18 protein-coding genes and 1 pseudogene are annotated in these 18,505 nt (G+C 42.4%); 9 read left to right on the top strand and 10 right to left on the bottom strand.

Annotated elements, in window-relative coordinates:
- Window positions 1-145: 145 nt before the first annotated feature.
- The gene (gene bshA, locus B5X60_RS09435; RefSeq protein ID WP_079702447.1) at window positions 146-1,285 is read left to right on the top strand and encodes an N-acetyl-alpha-D-glucosaminyl L-malate synthase BshA; all 1,140 of its coding nucleotides are present in this window, start codon (window positions 146-148) and stop codon (window positions 1,283-1,285) included.
- A gap of 89 nt (window positions 1,286-1,374) precedes the next feature.
- On the opposite strand, the gene B5X60_RS09430 is transcribed toward bshA, so the two are convergent.
- Entirely contained in the window at window positions 1,375-2,331 is a 957-nt protein-coding gene (locus tag B5X60_RS09430) for an FKBP-type peptidyl-prolyl cis-trans isomerase (RefSeq protein ID WP_079702446.1), read from the bottom strand.
- A gap of 58 nt (window positions 2,332-2,389) precedes the next feature.
- Window positions 2,390-3,400: a DHH family phosphoesterase gene (locus B5X60_RS09425; protein WP_079702445.1), complete on the bottom strand. Its 1,011-nt coding sequence runs from the start codon at window positions 3,398-3,400 to the stop codon at window positions 2,390-2,392.
- Window positions 3,401-3,518: 118 nt separating this feature from the next.
- Here B5X60_RS09425 and B5X60_RS09420 point away from each other — a divergent pair, with 118 nt between their 5' ends.
- A complete protein-coding gene (locus tag B5X60_RS09420) occupies window positions 3,519-3,938 on the top strand; it encodes a nucleoside-diphosphate kinase (protein ID WP_079702444.1) in 420 nt (139 codons plus the stop codon).
- Between the two features lie 65 nt (window positions 3,939-4,003).
- Entirely contained in the window at window positions 4,004-4,195 is a 192-nt protein-coding gene (locus B5X60_RS09415; protein WP_079702443.1) for a hypothetical protein, read from the top strand.
- Between the two features lie 92 nt (window positions 4,196-4,287).
- Here the strand turns inward: B5X60_RS09415 and B5X60_RS09410 are convergent, their stop codons facing one another.
- Window positions 4,288-4,578: a DUF721 domain-containing protein gene (locus tag B5X60_RS09410; RefSeq protein ID WP_079702442.1), complete on the bottom strand. Its 291-nt coding sequence runs from the start codon at window positions 4,576-4,578 to the stop codon at window positions 4,288-4,290.
- A gap of 523 nt (window positions 4,579-5,101) precedes the next feature.
- Entirely contained in the window at window positions 5,102-6,199 is a 1,098-nt protein-coding gene (gene recF / locus B5X60_RS09405; protein ID WP_079703230.1) for a DNA replication/repair protein RecF, read from the bottom strand.
- A 169-nt stretch (window positions 6,200-6,368) separates the two neighbouring features.
- On the opposite strand from recF, the gene B5X60_RS09400 reads away from it, so the two are divergent.
- From B5X60_RS09400 to ytxJ, 3 genes are all read left to right on the top strand, one after another.
- On the top strand, window positions 6,369-7,052 hold the full coding sequence (locus B5X60_RS09400) for a tetratricopeptide repeat protein (protein ID WP_079702441.1): 684 nt from the start codon (window positions 6,369-6,371) through the stop codon (window positions 7,050-7,052).
- A gap of 62 nt (window positions 7,053-7,114) precedes the next feature.
- Window positions 7,115-7,606 carry a 6,7-dimethyl-8-ribityllumazine synthase gene (gene ribH, locus B5X60_RS09395; protein WP_079703229.1) on the top strand — a complete coding sequence of 164 codons (492 nt, stop codon included), beginning with the start codon at window positions 7,115-7,117 and terminating at the stop codon, window positions 7,604-7,606.
- Window positions 7,607-7,983: 377 nt separating this feature from the next.
- Window positions 7,984-8,313 (top strand): bacillithiol system redox-active protein YtxJ, encoded by a 330-nt coding sequence (ytxJ, locus tag B5X60_RS09390; RefSeq protein WP_079702440.1) that lies wholly within the window; start codon window positions 7,984-7,986, stop codon window positions 8,311-8,313.
- Window positions 8,314-8,377: 64 nt separating this feature from the next.
- Here the strand turns inward: ytxJ and B5X60_RS09385 are convergent, their stop codons facing one another.
- The gene (locus B5X60_RS09385; protein ID WP_079702439.1) at window positions 8,378-8,782 is read right to left on the bottom strand and encodes an OsmC family protein; all 405 of its coding nucleotides are present in this window, start codon (window positions 8,780-8,782) and stop codon (window positions 8,378-8,380) included.
- A gap of 207 nt (window positions 8,783-8,989) precedes the next feature.
- Between B5X60_RS09385 and lipA the strand changes: the two genes are divergently transcribed.
- Window positions 8,990-9,862 carry a lipoyl synthase gene (lipA, locus tag B5X60_RS09380; RefSeq protein WP_079702438.1) on the top strand — a complete coding sequence of 291 codons (873 nt, stop codon included), beginning with the start codon at window positions 8,990-8,992 and terminating at the stop codon, window positions 9,860-9,862.
- 169 nt (window positions 9,863-10,031) lie between these two features.
- Here lipA and B5X60_RS09375 read toward each other — a convergent pair whose 3' ends face one another.
- The 5 genes and pseudogenes from B5X60_RS09375 to B5X60_RS09360 form a co-directional block, all read right to left on the bottom strand.
- The gene (locus B5X60_RS09375) at window positions 10,032-10,910 is read right to left on the bottom strand and encodes an NAD(P)H-hydrate dehydratase (protein ID WP_139377432.1); all 879 of its coding nucleotides are present in this window, start codon (window positions 10,908-10,910) and stop codon (window positions 10,032-10,034) included.
- A 111-nt stretch (window positions 10,911-11,021) separates the two neighbouring features.
- Window positions 11,022-11,087: pseudogene (locus tag B5X60_RS18645) on the bottom strand (hypothetical protein); the annotation flags it as partial.
- 41 nt (window positions 11,088-11,128) lie between these two features.
- Window positions 11,129-11,530, bottom strand: a complete 402-nt coding sequence (locus B5X60_RS09370) for an NAD(P)H-hydrate epimerase (protein ID WP_079702436.1) — start codon at window positions 11,528-11,530, stop codon at window positions 11,129-11,131.
- Window positions 11,531-11,716: 186 nt separating this feature from the next.
- Complete coding sequence (gene uvrA / locus B5X60_RS09365; protein WP_079702435.1) at window positions 11,717-14,563, bottom strand: excinuclease ABC subunit UvrA; 2,847 nt, start codon at window positions 14,561-14,563, stop codon at window positions 11,717-11,719.
- A 354-nt stretch (window positions 14,564-14,917) separates the two neighbouring features.
- The gene (locus B5X60_RS09360; RefSeq protein ID WP_079702434.1) at window positions 14,918-15,745 is read right to left on the bottom strand and encodes a lytic transglycosylase domain-containing protein; all 828 of its coding nucleotides are present in this window, start codon (window positions 15,743-15,745) and stop codon (window positions 14,918-14,920) included.
- Window positions 15,746-15,961: 216 nt separating this feature from the next.
- Here B5X60_RS09360 and B5X60_RS09355 point away from each other — a divergent pair, with 216 nt between their 5' ends.
- Together B5X60_RS09355 and B5X60_RS09350 are read left to right on the top strand one after the other, a co-directional pair.
- Complete coding sequence (locus tag B5X60_RS09355; protein WP_079702433.1) at window positions 15,962-17,308, top strand: pseudouridine synthase; 1,347 nt, start codon at window positions 15,962-15,964, stop codon at window positions 17,306-17,308.
- A gap of 296 nt (window positions 17,309-17,604) precedes the next feature.
- Entirely contained in the window at window positions 17,605-18,372 is a 768-nt protein-coding gene (locus tag B5X60_RS09350) for a TatD family hydrolase (RefSeq protein ID WP_079702432.1), read from the top strand.
- The last annotated feature ends 133 nt before the right edge of the window (window positions 18,373-18,505 follow it).

Raw genomic sequence — 18,505 nt, 5'->3', positions numbered from 1 at the left:
AACCCTTTATCCTCCCTCCCGGTATTCTTACAAAAGAATAACATTTATATCCTTTTAATCAATTTACTTTGCATCACTGAAATTTGTTTTCCATAGAATTACTAACCAGCCGAAAACATATCTCAATGCAAAGACTTATACGGAAATGAAGATAGGAATTGTATGTTACCCCACCTTTGGAGGCAGCGGGGTTGTGGCTACCGAGTTAGGTAAAGCGCTTGCAGATAATGGGCATCAGGTTCACTTCATAACATACAGACAACCCGCGCGTCTCGATTTTTTCTCTGCTAACCTCTTTTATCACGAGGTTTCGGTATCTAACTATCCGCTCTTTGACTATCCGCCCTATGAGCTGGCCCTGGCTAGTAAGCTGGTAGATGTGGTGAGATTTGAAAAGCTGGATTTGCTGCATGTGCATTACGCAATCCCTCACGCTTCTGCGGCCTTTATGGCGAAGCAGATCCTTGCTACTTACGGAATTCACGTTCCTGTTGTTACAACCTTGCACGGAACTGATATAACGCTTGTAGGAAAAGATCCAACATACAAGCCAGTAGTTACTTTTTCTATTAATCAATCTGACGGTGTAACAGCTGTTTCCGAGAATCTGAAAGAAGATACCTACAAGCATTTCGATATATGTAAGGATATTAAAGTTATCCCAAACTTTATTGATATGAGCAGGTTCAGCCTGAAGGCGAAGGACCATTTTAAAATAGCAATAGCTCCAAACAACGAGCGTATCATTATCCATACTTCGAATTTTAGAAAGGTAAAGAGAACACAGGACGTCATCCATATTTTCAAAAAGATCCAGCAGGAAATACCTTCCAAATTATTAATGGTGGGCGACGGACCTGACAGGGTTTATTGTGAGCAGTTATGCCGTGATCTCGAGATCTCAGAAAACGTCCGCTTCCTTGGCAAGCAGGATGCGGTTGAAGAGATTCTTTCCGTCTCCGACTTGTTCATAATGCCTTCTGAATCAGAGAGCTTTGGTCTGGCGGCGCTGGAAGCTATGGCCTGCAAAGTGCCAGTTATCACTTCTAACGCTGGTGGATTGCCGGAATTGAATGTAAACGGCGTTACCGGCTATATGGATAATGTTGGCGATATAGACGCGATGGCAGAGCATTCCATTTACATCCTGAAAGATGATGAGCGTCTGGCTCAGTTCAAGGAAGGCGCTTTAAAACGGGCGCATGAATTCGATTTAGGTCTTATCTTACCAATTTACGAGGAATATTACCGTGAAGTGATTGACGGTTCCAAAGTCCAGCCTTAACTGCTGGTCAATCCCGGTTTTAAAACCACCTTTAATAAAAAAGCCCTCTCGATTTTCGAGAGGGCTTATTTTATTAAGATTATCGCAACTTATCTCGGCGCTACCGGTGGCGGCGGCGGAGCTACAACCGATCCTGCTTTGGCAGGGATGATATTGATCATTTCCAGTTCAAATACCAGCGGTGTGAATGGCGGAATTCCCTGGTTTCCTTGTTCTCCATAAGCTAAGCTTGATGGAAGAACGACTGTGGCTTTTGCACCTTTTGGAAGCAGGAATAAGGCTTCTTCAAATCCAGGAATAGAACCCTGCATACCTACAGGCATTTTTAGAGGCTCATACTTGCGGCCAGGATTGAATGTTCCGTTCTTTTTAGCTACATCAGGCAGACTGCTGTCAAACACTTTTCCGCTAAGGAATGATCCGGTGTAATGCACCATGATGGTATCGCCAGGGTTTGCTTTAGGACCGCTTCCTTCCTTGGAAATTACATAGTTCAATCCAGATGGTGTAACTGTTGGTTTAAGGCTTTTAGAAGCAACATAGCTTTTGATTTTCGCAGTCTCACCAGATTTAGCCAGATCCATTTCAGCTTTCAGAAACTCGTCGATCTTGCCACGGAATAAGCTGTCAGTGAGCTTTCCTTTCGGGATAACTTTATCAATCTTGATAGTATAGACCAGGTATTTTGCTGTAGTATCAGCTGGCTGCGGACGGCCCATCTTCATCACCATTGAATCAATATTGATTTTAAAGGTTGCGCTGTCGCCTTCGCTAAGAAGTCCTAATGCAGCGAAAAGGTCGCCCTTGAATACAGATTTTTCCTTCACAAGCAAAGAAGGACGATCGTAATCGTAAGAACTGTATAAAACAGAATCACCTTCAGTTTTTTCAATTGCTTTAAATGCCACAAAATCACCCTCTTTGATGGTTTCACCATCTTTGTCGGTGTGGATCTTGTACATCATATCCCCTTCACCCTTTTCAAACTTGTTACATCCGGTAAATGCTGTTACTGCAATACCTAACACGATTACTAATTTCTTCATTGTCTTTTTATTCGTTATTGATTATTTCTGGTTTTAATTGCTGCTTGCAGCGGATATATTATTGTATTAATAATGCTTTATACTCGGGTAAGATAGCGTTAAATTTTTCTCTTACAACATCAATGGGATCATCGGATGCGCCACCTGCTGCATTTCTATGACCGCCGCCATTAAAATATTTTTTACAGATCTCATTCGCGGGAAATTCACCGGTCGAGCGAAGTGACAATTTAACTTTGTCTTTGCGTTCAATAATTAAAGCCGCCAGCCGGATTCCGTTAATTGAAAGGGCGTAGTTCACAATTCCTTCAGTGTCGCCGGTAGTGATTTCGAATTTTTCCAGCTCTTCTTTATGTATAACTATAATGGCAGCGTTGTATTCTGGAAAAACTTCAAGTTTATTTAAAAGCACATGGCCCAGGAAACGAAGCCGGTTCTCAGCAAAATTATCATAAACAAGCTGATGAATTTTTGAGTTTTCAGCACCATGGTCGATAAGATCAGCTACAATATGGTGAACTTCTGAAGTAGTTGTCGGAAAGCGGAACGAACCTGAATCGGTCATGATGCCTGTATAGAGACATGTGGCAACATCCTTGTTGATTAAATGTTTCTCACCCATAACCGTCACGATAAAATCGTAAATCAGTTGCGCAGTTGCGCAGGCGTTTATTGTCCAGTGACGAAAATCATCAAAACCCTCGGGTTCCAGATGATGATCGATCATTACTTTTTTGCCTTTTGCTTCACGTACAAATTCACCTAATTCGTTAATCCGTGATAAGGCATTAAAGTCCAGACAAAATATTATGTCAGCATTGGCGACCAACTCTTTCGACTCCTCCGGTTTTTCAGTATAAATGATAACCTCCGGGTTATTCGGCAGCCATTGTAGAAAAAATGGATAGTCAGTCGGAGTAATCACACGTACATGATGGCCCTTTTGGATCAGGTAGTTGAATAATCCAAGCGACGACCCCATAGCATCGCCATCAGGCTTGTGATGTGTTGTGATCACAATGTGCTTTGGCTCAACCAGTAACTCTTTAAGGGGCGCTAAATCTGACATGTAAATAAAAAGAAATGCAAAGCTATCAAAATTACTGATTCACAGGATGTCATTTTTTGAAAATCCTTTACCCTTTGATTTATTAGCCGTACTTTTGCACCAAATTTGAAATACCAACATGGCAACGAACAGAACTTTTACAATGATTAAGCCCGATGCTGTAGCCAATGGCCACACCGGAGCTATTTTAGATGATATTATCAAAGGGGGTTTCAAGGTGATAGCTTTGAAATACACACGCTTAAGCGAAGATATTGCAGGTCAATTTTATGGTATCCACAGAGAGCGTCCTTTCTTTAAAGATCTGGTTAGCTTCATGTCTTCAGGGCCAATAGTAGCTGCAATTCTTGAAAAAGACAATGCGGTTGAAGATTTCCGTAAGTTAATTGGCGCTACTGATCCTTCAAAAGCAGAGCCCGGAACTATCCGTAACAAGTATGCGAAGTCAATCGACGCCAATGCTGTTCACGGATCTGATTCTGATGAGAACGCAGAGATCGAAGGAAGCTTTTTCTTTACTGCATTCGAGCGTTTCTAAACATTACCAGTTGAATCGCCCTGGAATAATCAATTTACTCCAGGGCGATTTGTATTTTCGACCTTATGAAGATCTATCAAACCCGATTCCTGATTTTTTTTATCGTGATGCTGATTGTACCCGGTGCAATTTCATATGCAGGCGGGTGGGACACAAAACTCGACGGACTCTTCGTTCTTAAAGCTTTCTCTATTGCATGCTTTATGACAGTTTTGTATTATCTGTTGCTGAAGAATGGATTGGGGAGGAGTAAGTAATTAGTGGCCAGTATCGGTAATTAGTAATCGGTGATCAGGTCTAGACCCATAAAAGGCCTTTTGCTTTCAAGATCCACCTCCGACTTCAGTCCTCATAAAAAGATAATCTCATCAATAACACTGCTTCCTGCCATCTCATTCATCTTCTCAATAATATTAGACCTCATCATCATCAGGTCGTTTTTTATCACAGCGGATTCGAGTCGAATGAATAATTTCCGGTCCCGGATAAAAATATCCTTCGTGCGATTTGCCACAGCCGTGCCCATCATCTCCGGCCAGGCTACAATTAATGCCGTTTCATCAAACTTCCGCCTCAGTTTGTAGACGTGAAGCATTTGTTCTATCGCTTCTTTTAGCGGTTTATCGTTTGTACGGCCCATGTGAAAGAGAATAACGAATTAGAAGTTTAGAACTACGAATGGACAAATCATAAATATACAGCGTGTATTGGGTAATCGGTGTTCGGTAATCAGTAATCAGTTATCAGTAATCGGTAATCAGTGATCGGTAATCAGTGATCAGTAATCAGTGATCGGTAATCAGTGATCGGTAATCAGTGTCAGTAATCAGTAATCAGTAATCAGTAATCAGTGATCGGTAATCAGTGATCAGTAATCAGTGATCGGTAATCAGTGATCGGTAATCAGTGATCGGTAATCAGTGATCGGTAATCAGTGTCAGTAATCAGAAATCAGAAATCAGTAATCAGTTATCAGTTATCAGTAATCAGTAATCAGTAATCAGTAATCAGTAATCAGTAATCAGTAATCAGTAATCAGTAATCAGTAATCAGTGGGGTATTAAGTTACGAATATTTCCAATAAGGTACGTCTCCAACTGTCAACTGTCAACTGTCAACTGTCAACTGTCAACTGTCAACTGTCCACTGTCAACTCTCCACTCTCAACTAACCTGCCCTTTCTCCACTTCAAACACTTTTATCTCCACTCCTAATTCATTAAAAATACTCTCAACCCGGTCTCTGCTCGTATCCGTTATGAAAATCTGACCGAAATCTTTGTCAGAAACCATTTTCATCAATTTAGTAGTCCTTTTATTATCAAGCTTATCGAAAATGTCGTCGAGCAGCAGAAGGGGCTCAAATCCTTTTTGCTGATGCAAGAATGAGTATTGTGCTAGTTTAAGTGCAATCAAAAAGGATTTTTGCTGGCCCTGGGAGCCGAATTTTTTCATCGGCATGCCATGAATCGTGAAACTAAGCTCATCCTTATGTATACCTGCTGTGGTTCTCTCCAGCAGCCGGTCGCGCTCCAGATTTCTTTTCAGCAAACTTGCGAAGTCATTTTGCAGAAGCGGCGAATCATAAACAAGTTCAACTTCTTCGGCTTCCTCACTCAGGTAACGGTAGTGCTTGTTGAAAATATCCCTGAACTCAAGCATAAAAGATTTTCGCTTTTCGAAGATATTGGTGCCTGAAAGTATCAGTTGCTGATCATAAATATCCATTAGAGCTGGATCGTACCTTCCAGAGACTGCTATCTGCCTTAACAATGCATTCCTGTTAAGCAAATTTTTATTGTAAACGATCAGTTCATCCAGGTAGGAACTATCAGTTTGCGAAATTACATTGTCGACGAACTTCCTTCTTTCTTCGCTTCCTTCGATGATGAGGCTGATGTCGTTCGGGGAAATCATCACCAGCGGAAAGGAACCGATATGATCAGCCAGGCGCTGGTATTCTTTTTTATTTCGCTTAAATACCTTTTTCTGTGCCTTTTTTAAACCGCAATAGATTGTTTCATTTTTCTCTTCCTTTTTGAACGTTCCCTGGATCATGAAAAGATCCTCGCCCTGCCTGATCTGCTGGCTATCAATTGGGTTAAAATAACTTTTACAGAGGGACAGATAATGTATCGCGTCTAAAAGGTTGGTTTTCCCAGCCCCATTGTTGCCCGTAAACGCATTTACTGTCTCAGAAAAGCCAAGTTCAGCTTCAGAGTAATTTTTGAAATTTATAACGGATAATTTTTGGAGCCACATAGATTCGCAAGCTGAAGGCGATTCCGCAAATTTACTCTTTTCGGTGTGTTTTAATCCGGCCAGCAAAAAAAATAGAATCTCTCTGATTTAAAAGTTGATACTTACTGCGAAAAATGTATTTTTGCGGATAATTCGTTTCGGTGGGACGGATTTTTATTTTTAAAGGCAAATGTCAAAAACTCAAAAAGAAGATTTACCAGAAGTTGAAAACCCGCTTGGGAATACCGGTAAGTTTGTTCAGGAAAACTCAAAAAGCTTAGCCGTAATAGGAATAGCCATAGTTGCACTAATATTATTGTATGTTGGATATCAGAATTTCTATCTTAAACCTAGGGCAGAAAAAGCAGCTAACGAGATGTTTAGGGCTGAAGAATATGTAGCTGTCGATTCGCTGAGTGACAAGGCAATTTCTGGTGACGGTTCATATCCGGGTTTTGAAAAAATTGCTGAAGAGTATTCAAATACAAAATCCGCTAACATTGCTAACGCCTACCTCGGTGGCTTGTACCTTAAAAAAGGTGAATTCCAAAAAGCAGTTGATGCGCTTGGAAAATACAGCAGCACTGGCAGCCCAATAGTTGATCCATTAGTTTTAGGGATGCTTGGAGATGCTTACAGCGAATTGAAAGATTACGACAGGGCAGTTACTTATTACAAGAAAGCTGCCGATAAAAGCAAAAATGCATTTACCAGCCCCTTATTTCTTAAAAAGCTAGGCTTGGTTTACGAGGAACAAAAGGATTTCAGTGCTGCAGCTGATGCTTACAATAAGATCAAAACTGATTTTCCTGAGAGCTTTGAAGCTTCAACGATTGATTCTTATATCGCACGTGCTGAAACGCAAGTGAAGTAGTTAAATAATATATATGTAAAATGGTTGTTAGCTCGGCTGACAACCATTTCTTTTTTCAGGGCATGGCAACACACTTAAAAGGACTTTCAGATTTCTCTCATATTGAAATACCATCGGCAAAAGCTTACCGGTTCGGAATAGTAGTATCTCAATGGAATGCAGAAGTTACCGGGGCTTTGTATAATGGGGCGTATACGGCTTTAATAAAGCACGGCGCATTGTCTGAAAATATTACAGAGTTGCAGGTGCCTGGAAGCTTCGAGTTGACTTCAGGCGCGGACATTTTACTGGCAGCTAAGGATCTCGATGCAGTTATTTGCCTGGGCTGTGTTATTCAGGGAGAAACACGACACTTTGACTTTATATGCAACGCTGTGGCAAATGGCGTTACTAATGTTTCTATTAAGCACAATAAGCCTGTTATATTTGGTGTTCTTACAACCGACAATCTGGAGCAGGCGAAAGACCGGGCTGGTGGAAAGCACGGGAATAAAGGAGAAGAGGCCGCAGTTACGGCTATCATGATGGCGCAGATCAAGTCGTCACTGGTTTAAAAAATTTATTTACAACTTATTGAACTGAATTTCGTATATTCATAAAACCGTACGTTTCAAAAAGATGAAACCTGCAGGAGCTCCATAAAATTACTGAAATAAGCACGTGCAAGATTCATAGCAGATAAAATACAAACTATAATTAATGAAAAAATTAGTCGTTGGCGTTCTCGCTTTATTTTTAGCCACAACCCTTTTGCAGGCATGTTCTTCTAAACTTTGTCCTGCCTACGGCACCTACCCGAAATCCAGGCGCTAAAACAAATTCCTACTACTTTCCTTTATTTGACATCCGCGTTATATCCTTTCGAATAGCGGTTCGTAAATTTGTATCCTCAATTTAGCTTATTATTTAGGATAAAAATGTTTGTATTATAATGAATTGGATTCAACTAACCACCCTTGATCAATTGCAGGAAATTAAGGCTGCTTCCGGATATTCAGCAATTTTTAAACACAGCACCCGCTGCTCAATCAGCATGATGGCGAGAAAGAGGTTTGAAATCGACTGGTCAGCTATTCCTGAAGGAACACCACTGTACTTCCTGGATTTGATCGCTCATCGTGAAGTATCTAATACCATAGCAGAAATATTTCAGGTGCATCACGAATCTCCCCAGCTATTGCTGATTAAGGACGGTGAATGTATCTATGAGACTTCTCACGGGGAAATTTCTGCGGAAGAGATGGCGGAGCAGATCAATTGAGAATTGAGAATGGAGAATGAATTACCTAGGCCTCACTCTCAATTCTCCATTCTCCACCTGTAACTCAATAATTAAACGTAACATTCTGCACCAAATCCGGATGCAAACTTTTCGCTACCGGGCATGTCAGGGCTGATCTCTCCAGAATAGCTTTTTCTTTTTCAGTGTAATTTCCTTTCGGAAAATTCAATACCACCTGTATTTCACTAACCCGACGCGGGTCGGATGCCATAACTTTTGTAAGAGAACAGGTCGTGCCGTCTATATTTATACCGTGCTCACGTGCAGCGATTCCCATGATTGTCATCATGCAACTGCCCAGCGACGCGGTTAAAAGATCTGTAGGAGAGAAAGACTCCGCTTTTCCCTTATTGTCTAAAGGAGCGTCAGTGATGGTCTTATTTCCTGAATAAACATGAGTTGCTTCAGTTCTAAGTTCGCCGAGATACGTTGTTTCGATAGTTGCCATTTTGTGGTTGTTATTTATCAGAATCAAATTTATAAAAAAGGACTTAAACGTTGTAGGTTTTACGTTATACGTCTGGACGGAGAACAATTACTTTTTTTAAAGATTAAAGAAACCTAATACCCGCAATCATAACTTATGACTTACAACTTACAACTAAAACATACAACGTAGCACGTATAACATTCAACTTTTCCTTAACTTTGTATCATGATCGATCTGCCGGTTATTCCCGCCAATCAAATGCAGCGCAAGCCAAACTGGCTGCGTGTTAAGCTTCCTGTGGGGAAGGAATATGCACACGTAAGAAGCCTGGTTGATACCCATAAACTACATACTATCTGCGAAAGCGGAAACTGTCCGAATATGGGTGAATGCTGGGGTGCCGGAACTGCCACTTTTATGATCCTGGGTAATATCTGCACCCGATCATGCTCCTTCTGTGCTGTAGCAACTGGTAGGCCCCTGGCTGTCGATGTTGATGAACCAAACCGTGTTGCCAACTCCGTCAAGCTGATGCAGGTTAAACATTGCGTGATCACTTCCGTCGACCGCGATGATTTGAAGGACGGGGGATCAACGATTTGGGCTGAAACGATCAATGCTATTCGACGCGAAAGTCCTGATACAACACTTGAAACTTTACTTCCCGATTTCAGAGGTATTTGGGATAATCTTGACCGCATACTTGCTGTCCGTCCGGAGGTCGTCTCTCATAATCTGGAAACTGTTCGTCGTCTTACCAAAGAAGTTCGGATCCAGGCCAAATATGATAGAAGCCTTGAATGCCTGCGCAGAATAAATCAAGCTGGATTGAGAACTAAATCTGGCATTATGTTGGGTCTTGGAGAAACAGAAGAGGATGTGCTTGAGGCGATGACTGACTTGCTCGCAGCCGGAGTCCATATTTTAACCCTCGGTCAATATTTGCAGCCTACAAGAAACCATCATCCCGTTATAGACTGGATAACACCAGAGCAATTTGACAAATATAAGGCAGTTGGATTGGAGATGGGATTCAAGTATGTAGAAAGCGGTCCCCTTGTCCGTTCTTCATATCACGCGGAAAAACACCTTTTTTAGTCAATTACGAATTACGAACATGCCTGCCTGCCGGCAGGTAAAAATTACGAATGTCTTCCGGACTATCAAGGTTTATGCCTTCTTGAGGATGGCCGCTGGCAGGGTGATGGATCTAATTAGCTGATTACAAGAGCAATTGGGTTGCGCAGATGCAAGTGCGTCCCGTTTATTAAACTAAGACATCATTAATTACAAAAGGTAATTTCTCAATTAAATACCTCGGGGGAATGCTATTCATCCCAGCATTTTTTAAATCGTCACCGGCTTTGCCGTGTAAGTAACAGCCGACTACTGCGGCATCTGATGGGCTATATCCCTGAGCCATGAAACCGGTTATCATCCCCGTCAGCACGTCGCCCGTCCCACCTACTGCCATTGCCGGATTGCCGGTCGGGTTGACGAACACTGCTCCATCAGGCATCACAATAAAAGAATATTGGTTTTTCAGAACAATGATGACGTTTAGTACCGTTGCTTTTTGTCGTGCAGTTTCGATTCGATCCCACCAGGATTTATGATCGCCAAACATGCGGTCAAATTCTTTCATATGGGGTGTAAGTATACTTAATGCAGGAAGTTTTTCTAATAGATCAGGCAGCGTTGAAAGAAGGGTTAATGCATCGGCGTCAAATACCATTGGAGCGTGATAGTTGGCAAGAACTGCCTTTAGTATCAGCACCGTTTCTTCCTGAGTGCCAATTCCTGGGCCCAGTGCAATCGACGAATAATTGTTAAGCTCTTCCGTCTTAAAGTTTTCACCCCGGGCACGTGCCATGATTTCGGGAGATCGGGTATTTAATGCTGTGAGGCCGCTCTCAGGAATACAGGCAGTAATTAAGCCGATTCCGGAATGCAGGCAGGCGTCTGCACAAAGCAACGCTGCACCCATGGTTTCCTGGCTTCCTGCGATTATAAGGGCATGTCCGTAGGTGCCTTTATGGCTGAACGCCTTCCGTTCTTTTATTATGTTTCTTATATCCTGCTCTTCAACAAATTTCCAATTACTTTTAAGTGCTTGGATGTAATCTTCATCAAGCCCTATAGGCACAACTCTAAAAGCGCCAATAGCTTCATTCGATTCAGGGAAAAAGAAATTGATCTTAGGGCGCTCGAAGGATATTACCAGGTCAGCTTTTATTACTGCAGACTTGATATTAAAAATGCCTTCGGACGGGAAGCCACTTGGAACGTCAATAGAAATTACCAGCTTATTGGAAGCATTAATGTGAGCAATTAATTCACCTAGTTTTCCGTCAATTGGCCTGTTTAGCCCGGAGCCGGAAGACCGTCAATGATAAGGTCAGATTTTTCTTCGGGGAATTGACTAGCTTCTGAAAGATCCGTTAAGCTGATCCCGGAGTCTATCAGTCGTGCACGATTTGCCTCAAAATCAGCTGTAGATTTTTTAGCGAAACGGAAAACTTTCACAGCTATATTCTTATAACCTTTTCCGCTAAGAATGCGGGCGATTGCTAATCCGTCGCCACCATTATTTCCATTTCCACAATATATACTAATTAGTATGTTCTTGTCTCGAATGTGTTGTTCAAATTCTTTAACAAATGCAAGAGAGGCCGATTCCATGAGGTCAAGGGAGCTGATGGATTTGATGGAGATGGTGTGAGCGTCTGCATCTCGAATCTGAGCGGAAGTGAGAAGGTTCTGCATATAACTAATATAGCAAACTGCTTGCCTTCGGCAAGTTGTTTTTACCGAAAAGGACACAAAGAAATACGCGAAGAACGCAGAGCTGAACGACTATGCTTTGGGTGCTTTGTATTTCTTTTCGATTATCACTCTGCGCTCTCTGCGAAAGAAATTTCCTTTCTCTGCGTTAGAATCGATGAGCTGTAATTACTTAATACCCATTTCAATTCCCAGATACTTCCCGGTATGGCTCTTCTTCACTTTAACTAGGTCCTCTGGTAATCCTTCAAAAAGAATTTCTCCTCCACCTGAGCCGCCCTCAGGTCCAAGGTCAATTACCCAATCCGCAACCTTGATAACATCCAGGTTATGTTCTATTACAAGGATCGTATTTCCGTGATCCACCAGTCTGTTCATAACTCCAAGAAGAACGCTGATGTCTTCGAAGTGCAGACCTGTTGTTGGCTCATCAAGAATATAAAAAGTGTTCCCAGTGTCTTTTTTGGAAAGCTCGGTAGCCAGCTTAACCCGCTGCGCCTCACCACCGGATAGGGTGGTAGATGATTGTCCGAGACGAATATACCCCAAGCCAACTTCGGCAAGCGTTTTAATCTTACGATAAATTGATGGGATAGGCTCGAAAAACGCGACTGCATCCTCTATACTCATATCAAGTACATCGCTGATCGACTTCCCGCGATAGCGGACTTCCAGTGTCTCGCGATTGTACCGTTTTCCTCCGCACTCCTCACAGGGAACTTGCACATCCGGCAGGAAATTCATTTCTATCAATTTCATACCTGCCCCCTGGCATGTCTCGCAGCGCCCGCCCTTTACATTAAATGAAAAACGCCCGGGCTTATATCCTCGTATCTTCGCTTCAGGCAGCATGACATACAAATTTCGGATATCAGAAAAAACCCCGGTGTAAGTCGATGGATTCGAACGCGGCGTTCTTCCTATAGGAGTTTGATCGATCTCGATTACCTTGTCGATGTGCTCCAGACCTTCTATCTTTTTAAAGGGCATCGGTTTTTTCTTTGCCCTGAAGAAATGATGATTTAAAATTGGATATAGGGTCTCGGCAATCAGTGTTGATTTACCGCTTCCTGAAACCCCACTTACACATATTAGCTTTCCTAAAGGAAACTCGACTGATACATTCTTTAGATTATTGCCGCTCACATTTTTGAGGACCAGAGATTTTCCATTACCCTGTCTGCGTGTCTTAGGTACAGCGATCTCTTTTTTACCGCTTATATAGTCATTGGTTAATGTCTTCGCTTTAGAGAATTGCTGCGGGGTACCCTCACCAACTACTTCACCACCATGTTCGCCGGCCGCCGGTCCCATATCAATGACATGGTCGGCTTCCATAATCATGTCTTTGTCGTGTTCCACTACAAGAACAGTATTGCCAATATCCCGCAGATTTTTCAATGCTGATATAAGACGGGCATTATCTCGCTGATGTAAGCCAATACTTGGCTCATCCAATATATACAGTACGTTTACAAGCTGCGATCCAATCTGAGTGGCCAGCCTGATCCGTTGGGCTTCTCCTCCCGATAAGGTTTTGGCAGTCCGGTCTAAGGTCAAATAGTTTAATCCTACGTCGAGCAGGAAGCCAATCCTTGAGCGAATTTCCTTTAGGATTTCTTTGGCAATAGTATTTTGTCGTTCACTGAGTCTTGCCTCCAGATGCTCAAACCAGTTATAAAGGTTTGCAATATCCATACAGGCAAGCTCATAAATATTCTTCTGATCTACTTTGATATGGAGCGATTCCTTTTTGAGCCTTGCGCCGCCGCACTCAGGGCATTTTTTTAAAGCCCGGTAATTTTCAAGATCTTCACCAACATCATCGCCACGTCGCTCAGTTTGCTCTTCGAGCATTTTAATTATGCCGTCAAAAGAGATCTGGTAATTTTGAACATTCCATTTGTTGTATTCGACGGGAACGGTTACGATATCATGCGACCCATTCAAGATGATGTCAATCAGGTCTTCCGGGATCTTCTCAAGGGGAGTCGAAAGGGAGAAGTTGTATTTTTTAGCAAGTGCCTTTAAGATTTGGAATACCCAGGTTTCCCGATATTCTCCTAAAGGTGCAAGGCCTCCCTGCATGATGCTCAGTTTGGGATTCGGGATTACGGAATTGCGGTCAACCTCAAAAATATAGCCTAGCCCGCTGCAACGTTCACATGCTCCATAGGGCGAGTTAAATGAAAATGTATTTGGCTGCGGCTCGTCGTAAGAGATCCCGGAGATCGGGTCCATTAAATACTTGCTGTAGAAATATTCTTTGTTCTCTTTATCACTGATCTTGATAATACCTTTTGAAACTTTAAGAGCCGACTGGATGGAATCGTATAAGCGTTTCTTGTCGTTTTCACTAACCAGCAGCCGATCGATGACCATTTCTATATCATGTATCTTATAGCGGTCAAGCTGCATTTTTGGAGTGATATCCAAGATTTCTCCGTCAACACGCACTTTCAGATAACCCTGTTTGCGGATCTGTTCGAATAATTCACGATAATGACCTTTCCGGCCTTTAACAACCGGCGCAAGAATATTTATTGCCTGACCATCAAATTTATCCTGAATACTTCTCAGGATCTGATCTTCAGTCATTCGCTCCATTTTTTCCCCGCTTACATATGAATATGCTTCGCCTGTTCTTGCAAAAAGCAGGCGCATGAAATCATAAATTTCAGTGATGGTACCTACCGTAGAACGGGGATTTTTGCTGGTTGTCTTTTGCTCGATCGCGATAACAGGGCTCAGACCAGATATTTTATCGACGTCGGGACGCTCCATACCGCCAAGGAACTGACGTGAATAAGCACTAAATGTTTCCATGTAACGGCGTTGTCCCTCCGCATAAATAGTATCAAAAGCGAGAGATGATTTTCCGCTGCCGCTTAGCCCGGTTATTACAACGAGTTTATTGCGTGGAAACGAAACGTCTATGTTTTTTAGATTGTGAACCCTGGCACCAAAAACTTCAACTTCACTTTGCTCACCAAGGTCTGGGTTAGATTTATTCATAAAAGAAATACTCGCTCAAAATTTATGCAAAGATGCGATTTTTTCCGCCATCAATTATTTACTGAAGGTCAGAAACCATCATGGGCAGCCGCTATAGATTGAAATAAATTTGCCCATGATAGCATCATAGCGATAAAAAATAATTATACACGGAAACTTAGATATCAGCTGGATATATTTCGAGCAAAGAATCAAATGCCAGAAGGCAGGCGAGGTATCAGGAACTCCCAGAAAATGACAAAGAATGTGGGAAAACCAGTTACACGTTGGAAATCACAATTGCTTTAATGGCAGGCAAAAAAACAAAAAAAGGACCGAATTACCCCGGTCCTTTCTGTTGAGTCTATAAAAAGGTTAGTTGATAAGCATTGCGCTATTCCCTAGTGGTTTTCCCTTTGCAACCGGGTAAGGAAAGCCGGGTTGCTGGCGGTTCCCGCTTTTGGCAAGAAGCCTGTTCACACGACCGCTATATCCATAGCGGGTTGGGTTTTCAATAATTTCCTTCATGGAAATCAATTTGTAAACATAGGAAGCAGTTTCTCTGTTCAGGTCCATTTTAAAGTAATTGTCCTGATTCTGACGATTTATTTGTCTCTTCAATCGTCCTTCGCCAACATTATATGCAGCGGCCGCAAGGGTCCAGCTGTTAAATTCTTTATACAATGATTTGATGTATTTCGCGGCTGCAACGGTCGACTTTTGGATGTTGTTGCGATCATCAATATCACCATTCACACGCAAGCCGAAATCACGGGCCGTTTGTGGCATGAACTGCCAGAAGCCAGCTGCACCCTTAGGCGATATCCCAGCTTTCAATCCACTTTCAACAAGCGGCATGTATTTAAAGTCTTCTGGTATACCATATTTTGCCAGAATTGGTTCGATAATAGGGAACCATTTCGAGGCTTGGGTATGTAACCGAGATGTCTGAAGCTTTTTATGAGAATGCGCATTGAGCGATTTCTTCATTTTTGATGTTATACGCGAATCTCCCAGTGGGATTATTTCGTCGGCAAAACTCAAAGAATTAAAGTAGGGATCAACTGAATTTTCAACTTTTTTAGGCTCTTCGCTACCGTGGATCAATGTCGCGAATGAAGATGGAGCACTGTAAATAAACATCTTGGCGGTCAGAAATATACCTAACATCACTGAACACATTATCAAGTGTTTTTTTATCATTTTTACCTCTCTTTTTAGTTCCAAATACGAATATTTCCGACAAAGGTACAAAATATATATCTAATTATCAAATAGTTATAATTTTGCCCTTGTGAAACACTACTTTTAATCCTAGTTTTCCTAGTCCTTTTGCCGCCCTTATTTTTTGCCTTCCACGCTCTGATTCCGTATTTTTACCTATCTTTGTGGTCCTCTTTTAAGAGCTAAAATTTAACCATGCCATTCAAAAACAAAAGGAACAGTCGTGACGACAAGTCCGAAAAATCTAACCGGTCGTTTAAATCTTCACCGGGTTCCGCCTCGAAAAGTAATTCTTACAAACCAGACAGAACCGAAGGTAGCAACAGTACCAAGAAGAAATTGTTTGGGGATGACGTAAAAAAGCCTTTTAAAGGGGGTACGGGAAAACCTGGCGATAAATCTGGAACAGGCTTTACAGGCGATAGAAGAAGTCCGAAAAGCTTCAGCAAATCTCCCGGCAGCGATCGTTCCGAAAGAAAGCCGTATTCTGATAGAAATGAGGGCGACCGGAAATCATTCGGCGATAAAAAGCCTTATGGCGACAGGTCTTTCAGCGACAGAAAAGCATACGGCGACAGGTCACAAACAGAGAGGAAGCCCAATTCAGATAGAAGCGGATCTGCTGGGAAACCATTTGCCGGCCGTGAAAAGTTTGATAAGAATGCTCCCGTCAAGAGATTCAGCGATAAACCCTTCAGATCACGTTCTACCGAGCCATCAGCACCCTTTGAGCGCCCTAAATTTAGAAGCGACGAGAAGAAATGGAGTTCAGAGGAGCGGTTTGACAATAAAAGAAGTAAAAAGCCGACCGTAGTAAAAGACGACGGACTGATCCGATTGAACCGTTTCATTGCTAATGCTGGGATTTGTTCCCGGCGTAAGGCAGATGAGCTTATAGCGGCTGGAGTTGTTTCGGTTAATGGCGTTCCGGTAACTGAACTTGGCTTCAAGGTAGATCCTGCCAAGGATCAGATCCGTTATAACGGAGAAAGCCTGAGACGTGAAAAAATGGTCTATGTGCTCCTTAATAAACCGAAAGATTATATCACCACAACCGAGGATCCGCAGGAACGCAAGACCGTGATGAGTCTGGTGGAAAAAGCTTCGAAAGAACGTATTTATCCAGTAGGGCGTTTGGACCGGAATACGACGGGGCTATTGCTGATGACGAATGATGGTGATCTTGCCGACAAGCTGTCGCATCCGAAAAATAATATTACAAAGCTTTATAATGTTGAGCTAAACAAAAGCCTTTCTCAAGGTGATTTGAATAAGATATCTTTCGGACTTGAGCTTGAGGACGGCCTGATCAAACCTGATCAGGTAAGTTATGTTGCCGGCGGTAGCAAGAAAGAAGTTGGGATTCAAATCCATAGCGGAAAGAACAGGATCGTTCGCCGAATATTTGAAAGCCTGGGCTACGAAGTGGTAAAGCTTGATCGCGTAGTCTATTCAAATCTCACAAAGAAAGACCTTCCAAGAGGTCGCTGGAGATATCTGGAAGAGAAGGAAATTATTCAGTTGAAACATCTGATCAAATAGGGAGCCAAGAATCAAGAGTCAGGAATCAAGACTTTGGCACCTCGCTTTTAAATTTCTTTTAATAGTTTGAAGTACACAATATGATGCTCCACCCTGGGAAGATTAAGAGCTCACGGGTATGTTATATAGTGAAGTTTCGATATTGATTTAAGATCTTCTGTTTCTTGGCTCCTGGGTCCTGACTCTTTGATCTTTGTTCTTGGTTCTTTGTTCCTGGCTCTTGGTTCTTGACTCTTGCTTCCTTCCTCCTGCCACCTGCTTCTTGCCTCCTATCAACCCTTTTCGTATTTTGCCCCATGATCCTTACTGATACCCACACTCACTTATATTACGAAGCCGATCCTGAAAAACTTACTCAGTTGATGCAGCGATGCTTTGATAACGAGATAAGCCGTTTATTTCTCCCCAATGTAGACTCATCTTCGGTCCCTCAAGTATTTAACCTGGTTAGCCGTTATCCAGATAACTGCTTTCCCATGCTGGGCTTACATCCATGCGATGTGAAGGAAAACTACCAGGAGGAGCTGGACCTTATCAAGCAAGCATCTGGTCAGGCGAAAATATATGCAATTGGGGAGATTGGAATTGACCTTTACTGGGATAAAGCCACATTGCCTTTCCAGCAGCAGGCGTTCCGGAAGCAGATAGCCTGGGCTAAGGAACTAAGCCTTCCTATAGTGATACACTGCAGGGAAGCATTCGATGAAATATTTGAAATTCTTGACGAAGTAAAAGATGATAAATTGCGGGGGATATTTCATTGTTTTACAGGAACTGCCGAACAAGCCGAGCGGGCAATCGAACTGGATTTTTATCTGGGCATTGGCGGAGTACTAACATATAAAAATTCAGGGCTGGACAAAGCTTTGGCTGACGTCAGCCTTGACCACCTGGTCCTTGAAACAGACTCGCCATACCTCACACCGGTACCGTTTCGGGGTAAGCCTAACGAAAGCAGTTATTTGGTCTATATTGCTCAGAAGCTTGCTGACCTCAAGCAGGTTTCAATTGAAGAAGTGGCAAGAGTAACCACACTAAATTCGAAGACAATATTCGGCGTCTAGGTGTCCTGTTCTCGATTCTCGCTTCTCGTCACCCGGCACTCGATTCTCGCTTCTCGTTTCTCGATCCTCGCTTCTCGATCCTCGCTGCTGTTATCAATTCCCCACTCGCAATTCTCAATTATCTGTTATATTT

The sequence above is a fragment of the Daejeonella lutea genome, from assembly GCF_900168015.1.
Lineage (GTDB): Bacteria > Bacteroidota > Bacteroidia > Sphingobacteriales > Sphingobacteriaceae > Daejeonella > Daejeonella lutea.
The sequence above is the reverse complement of the archived record's forward strand: the minus strand, read 5'-3'. Positions and strand labels throughout refer to the sequence as shown.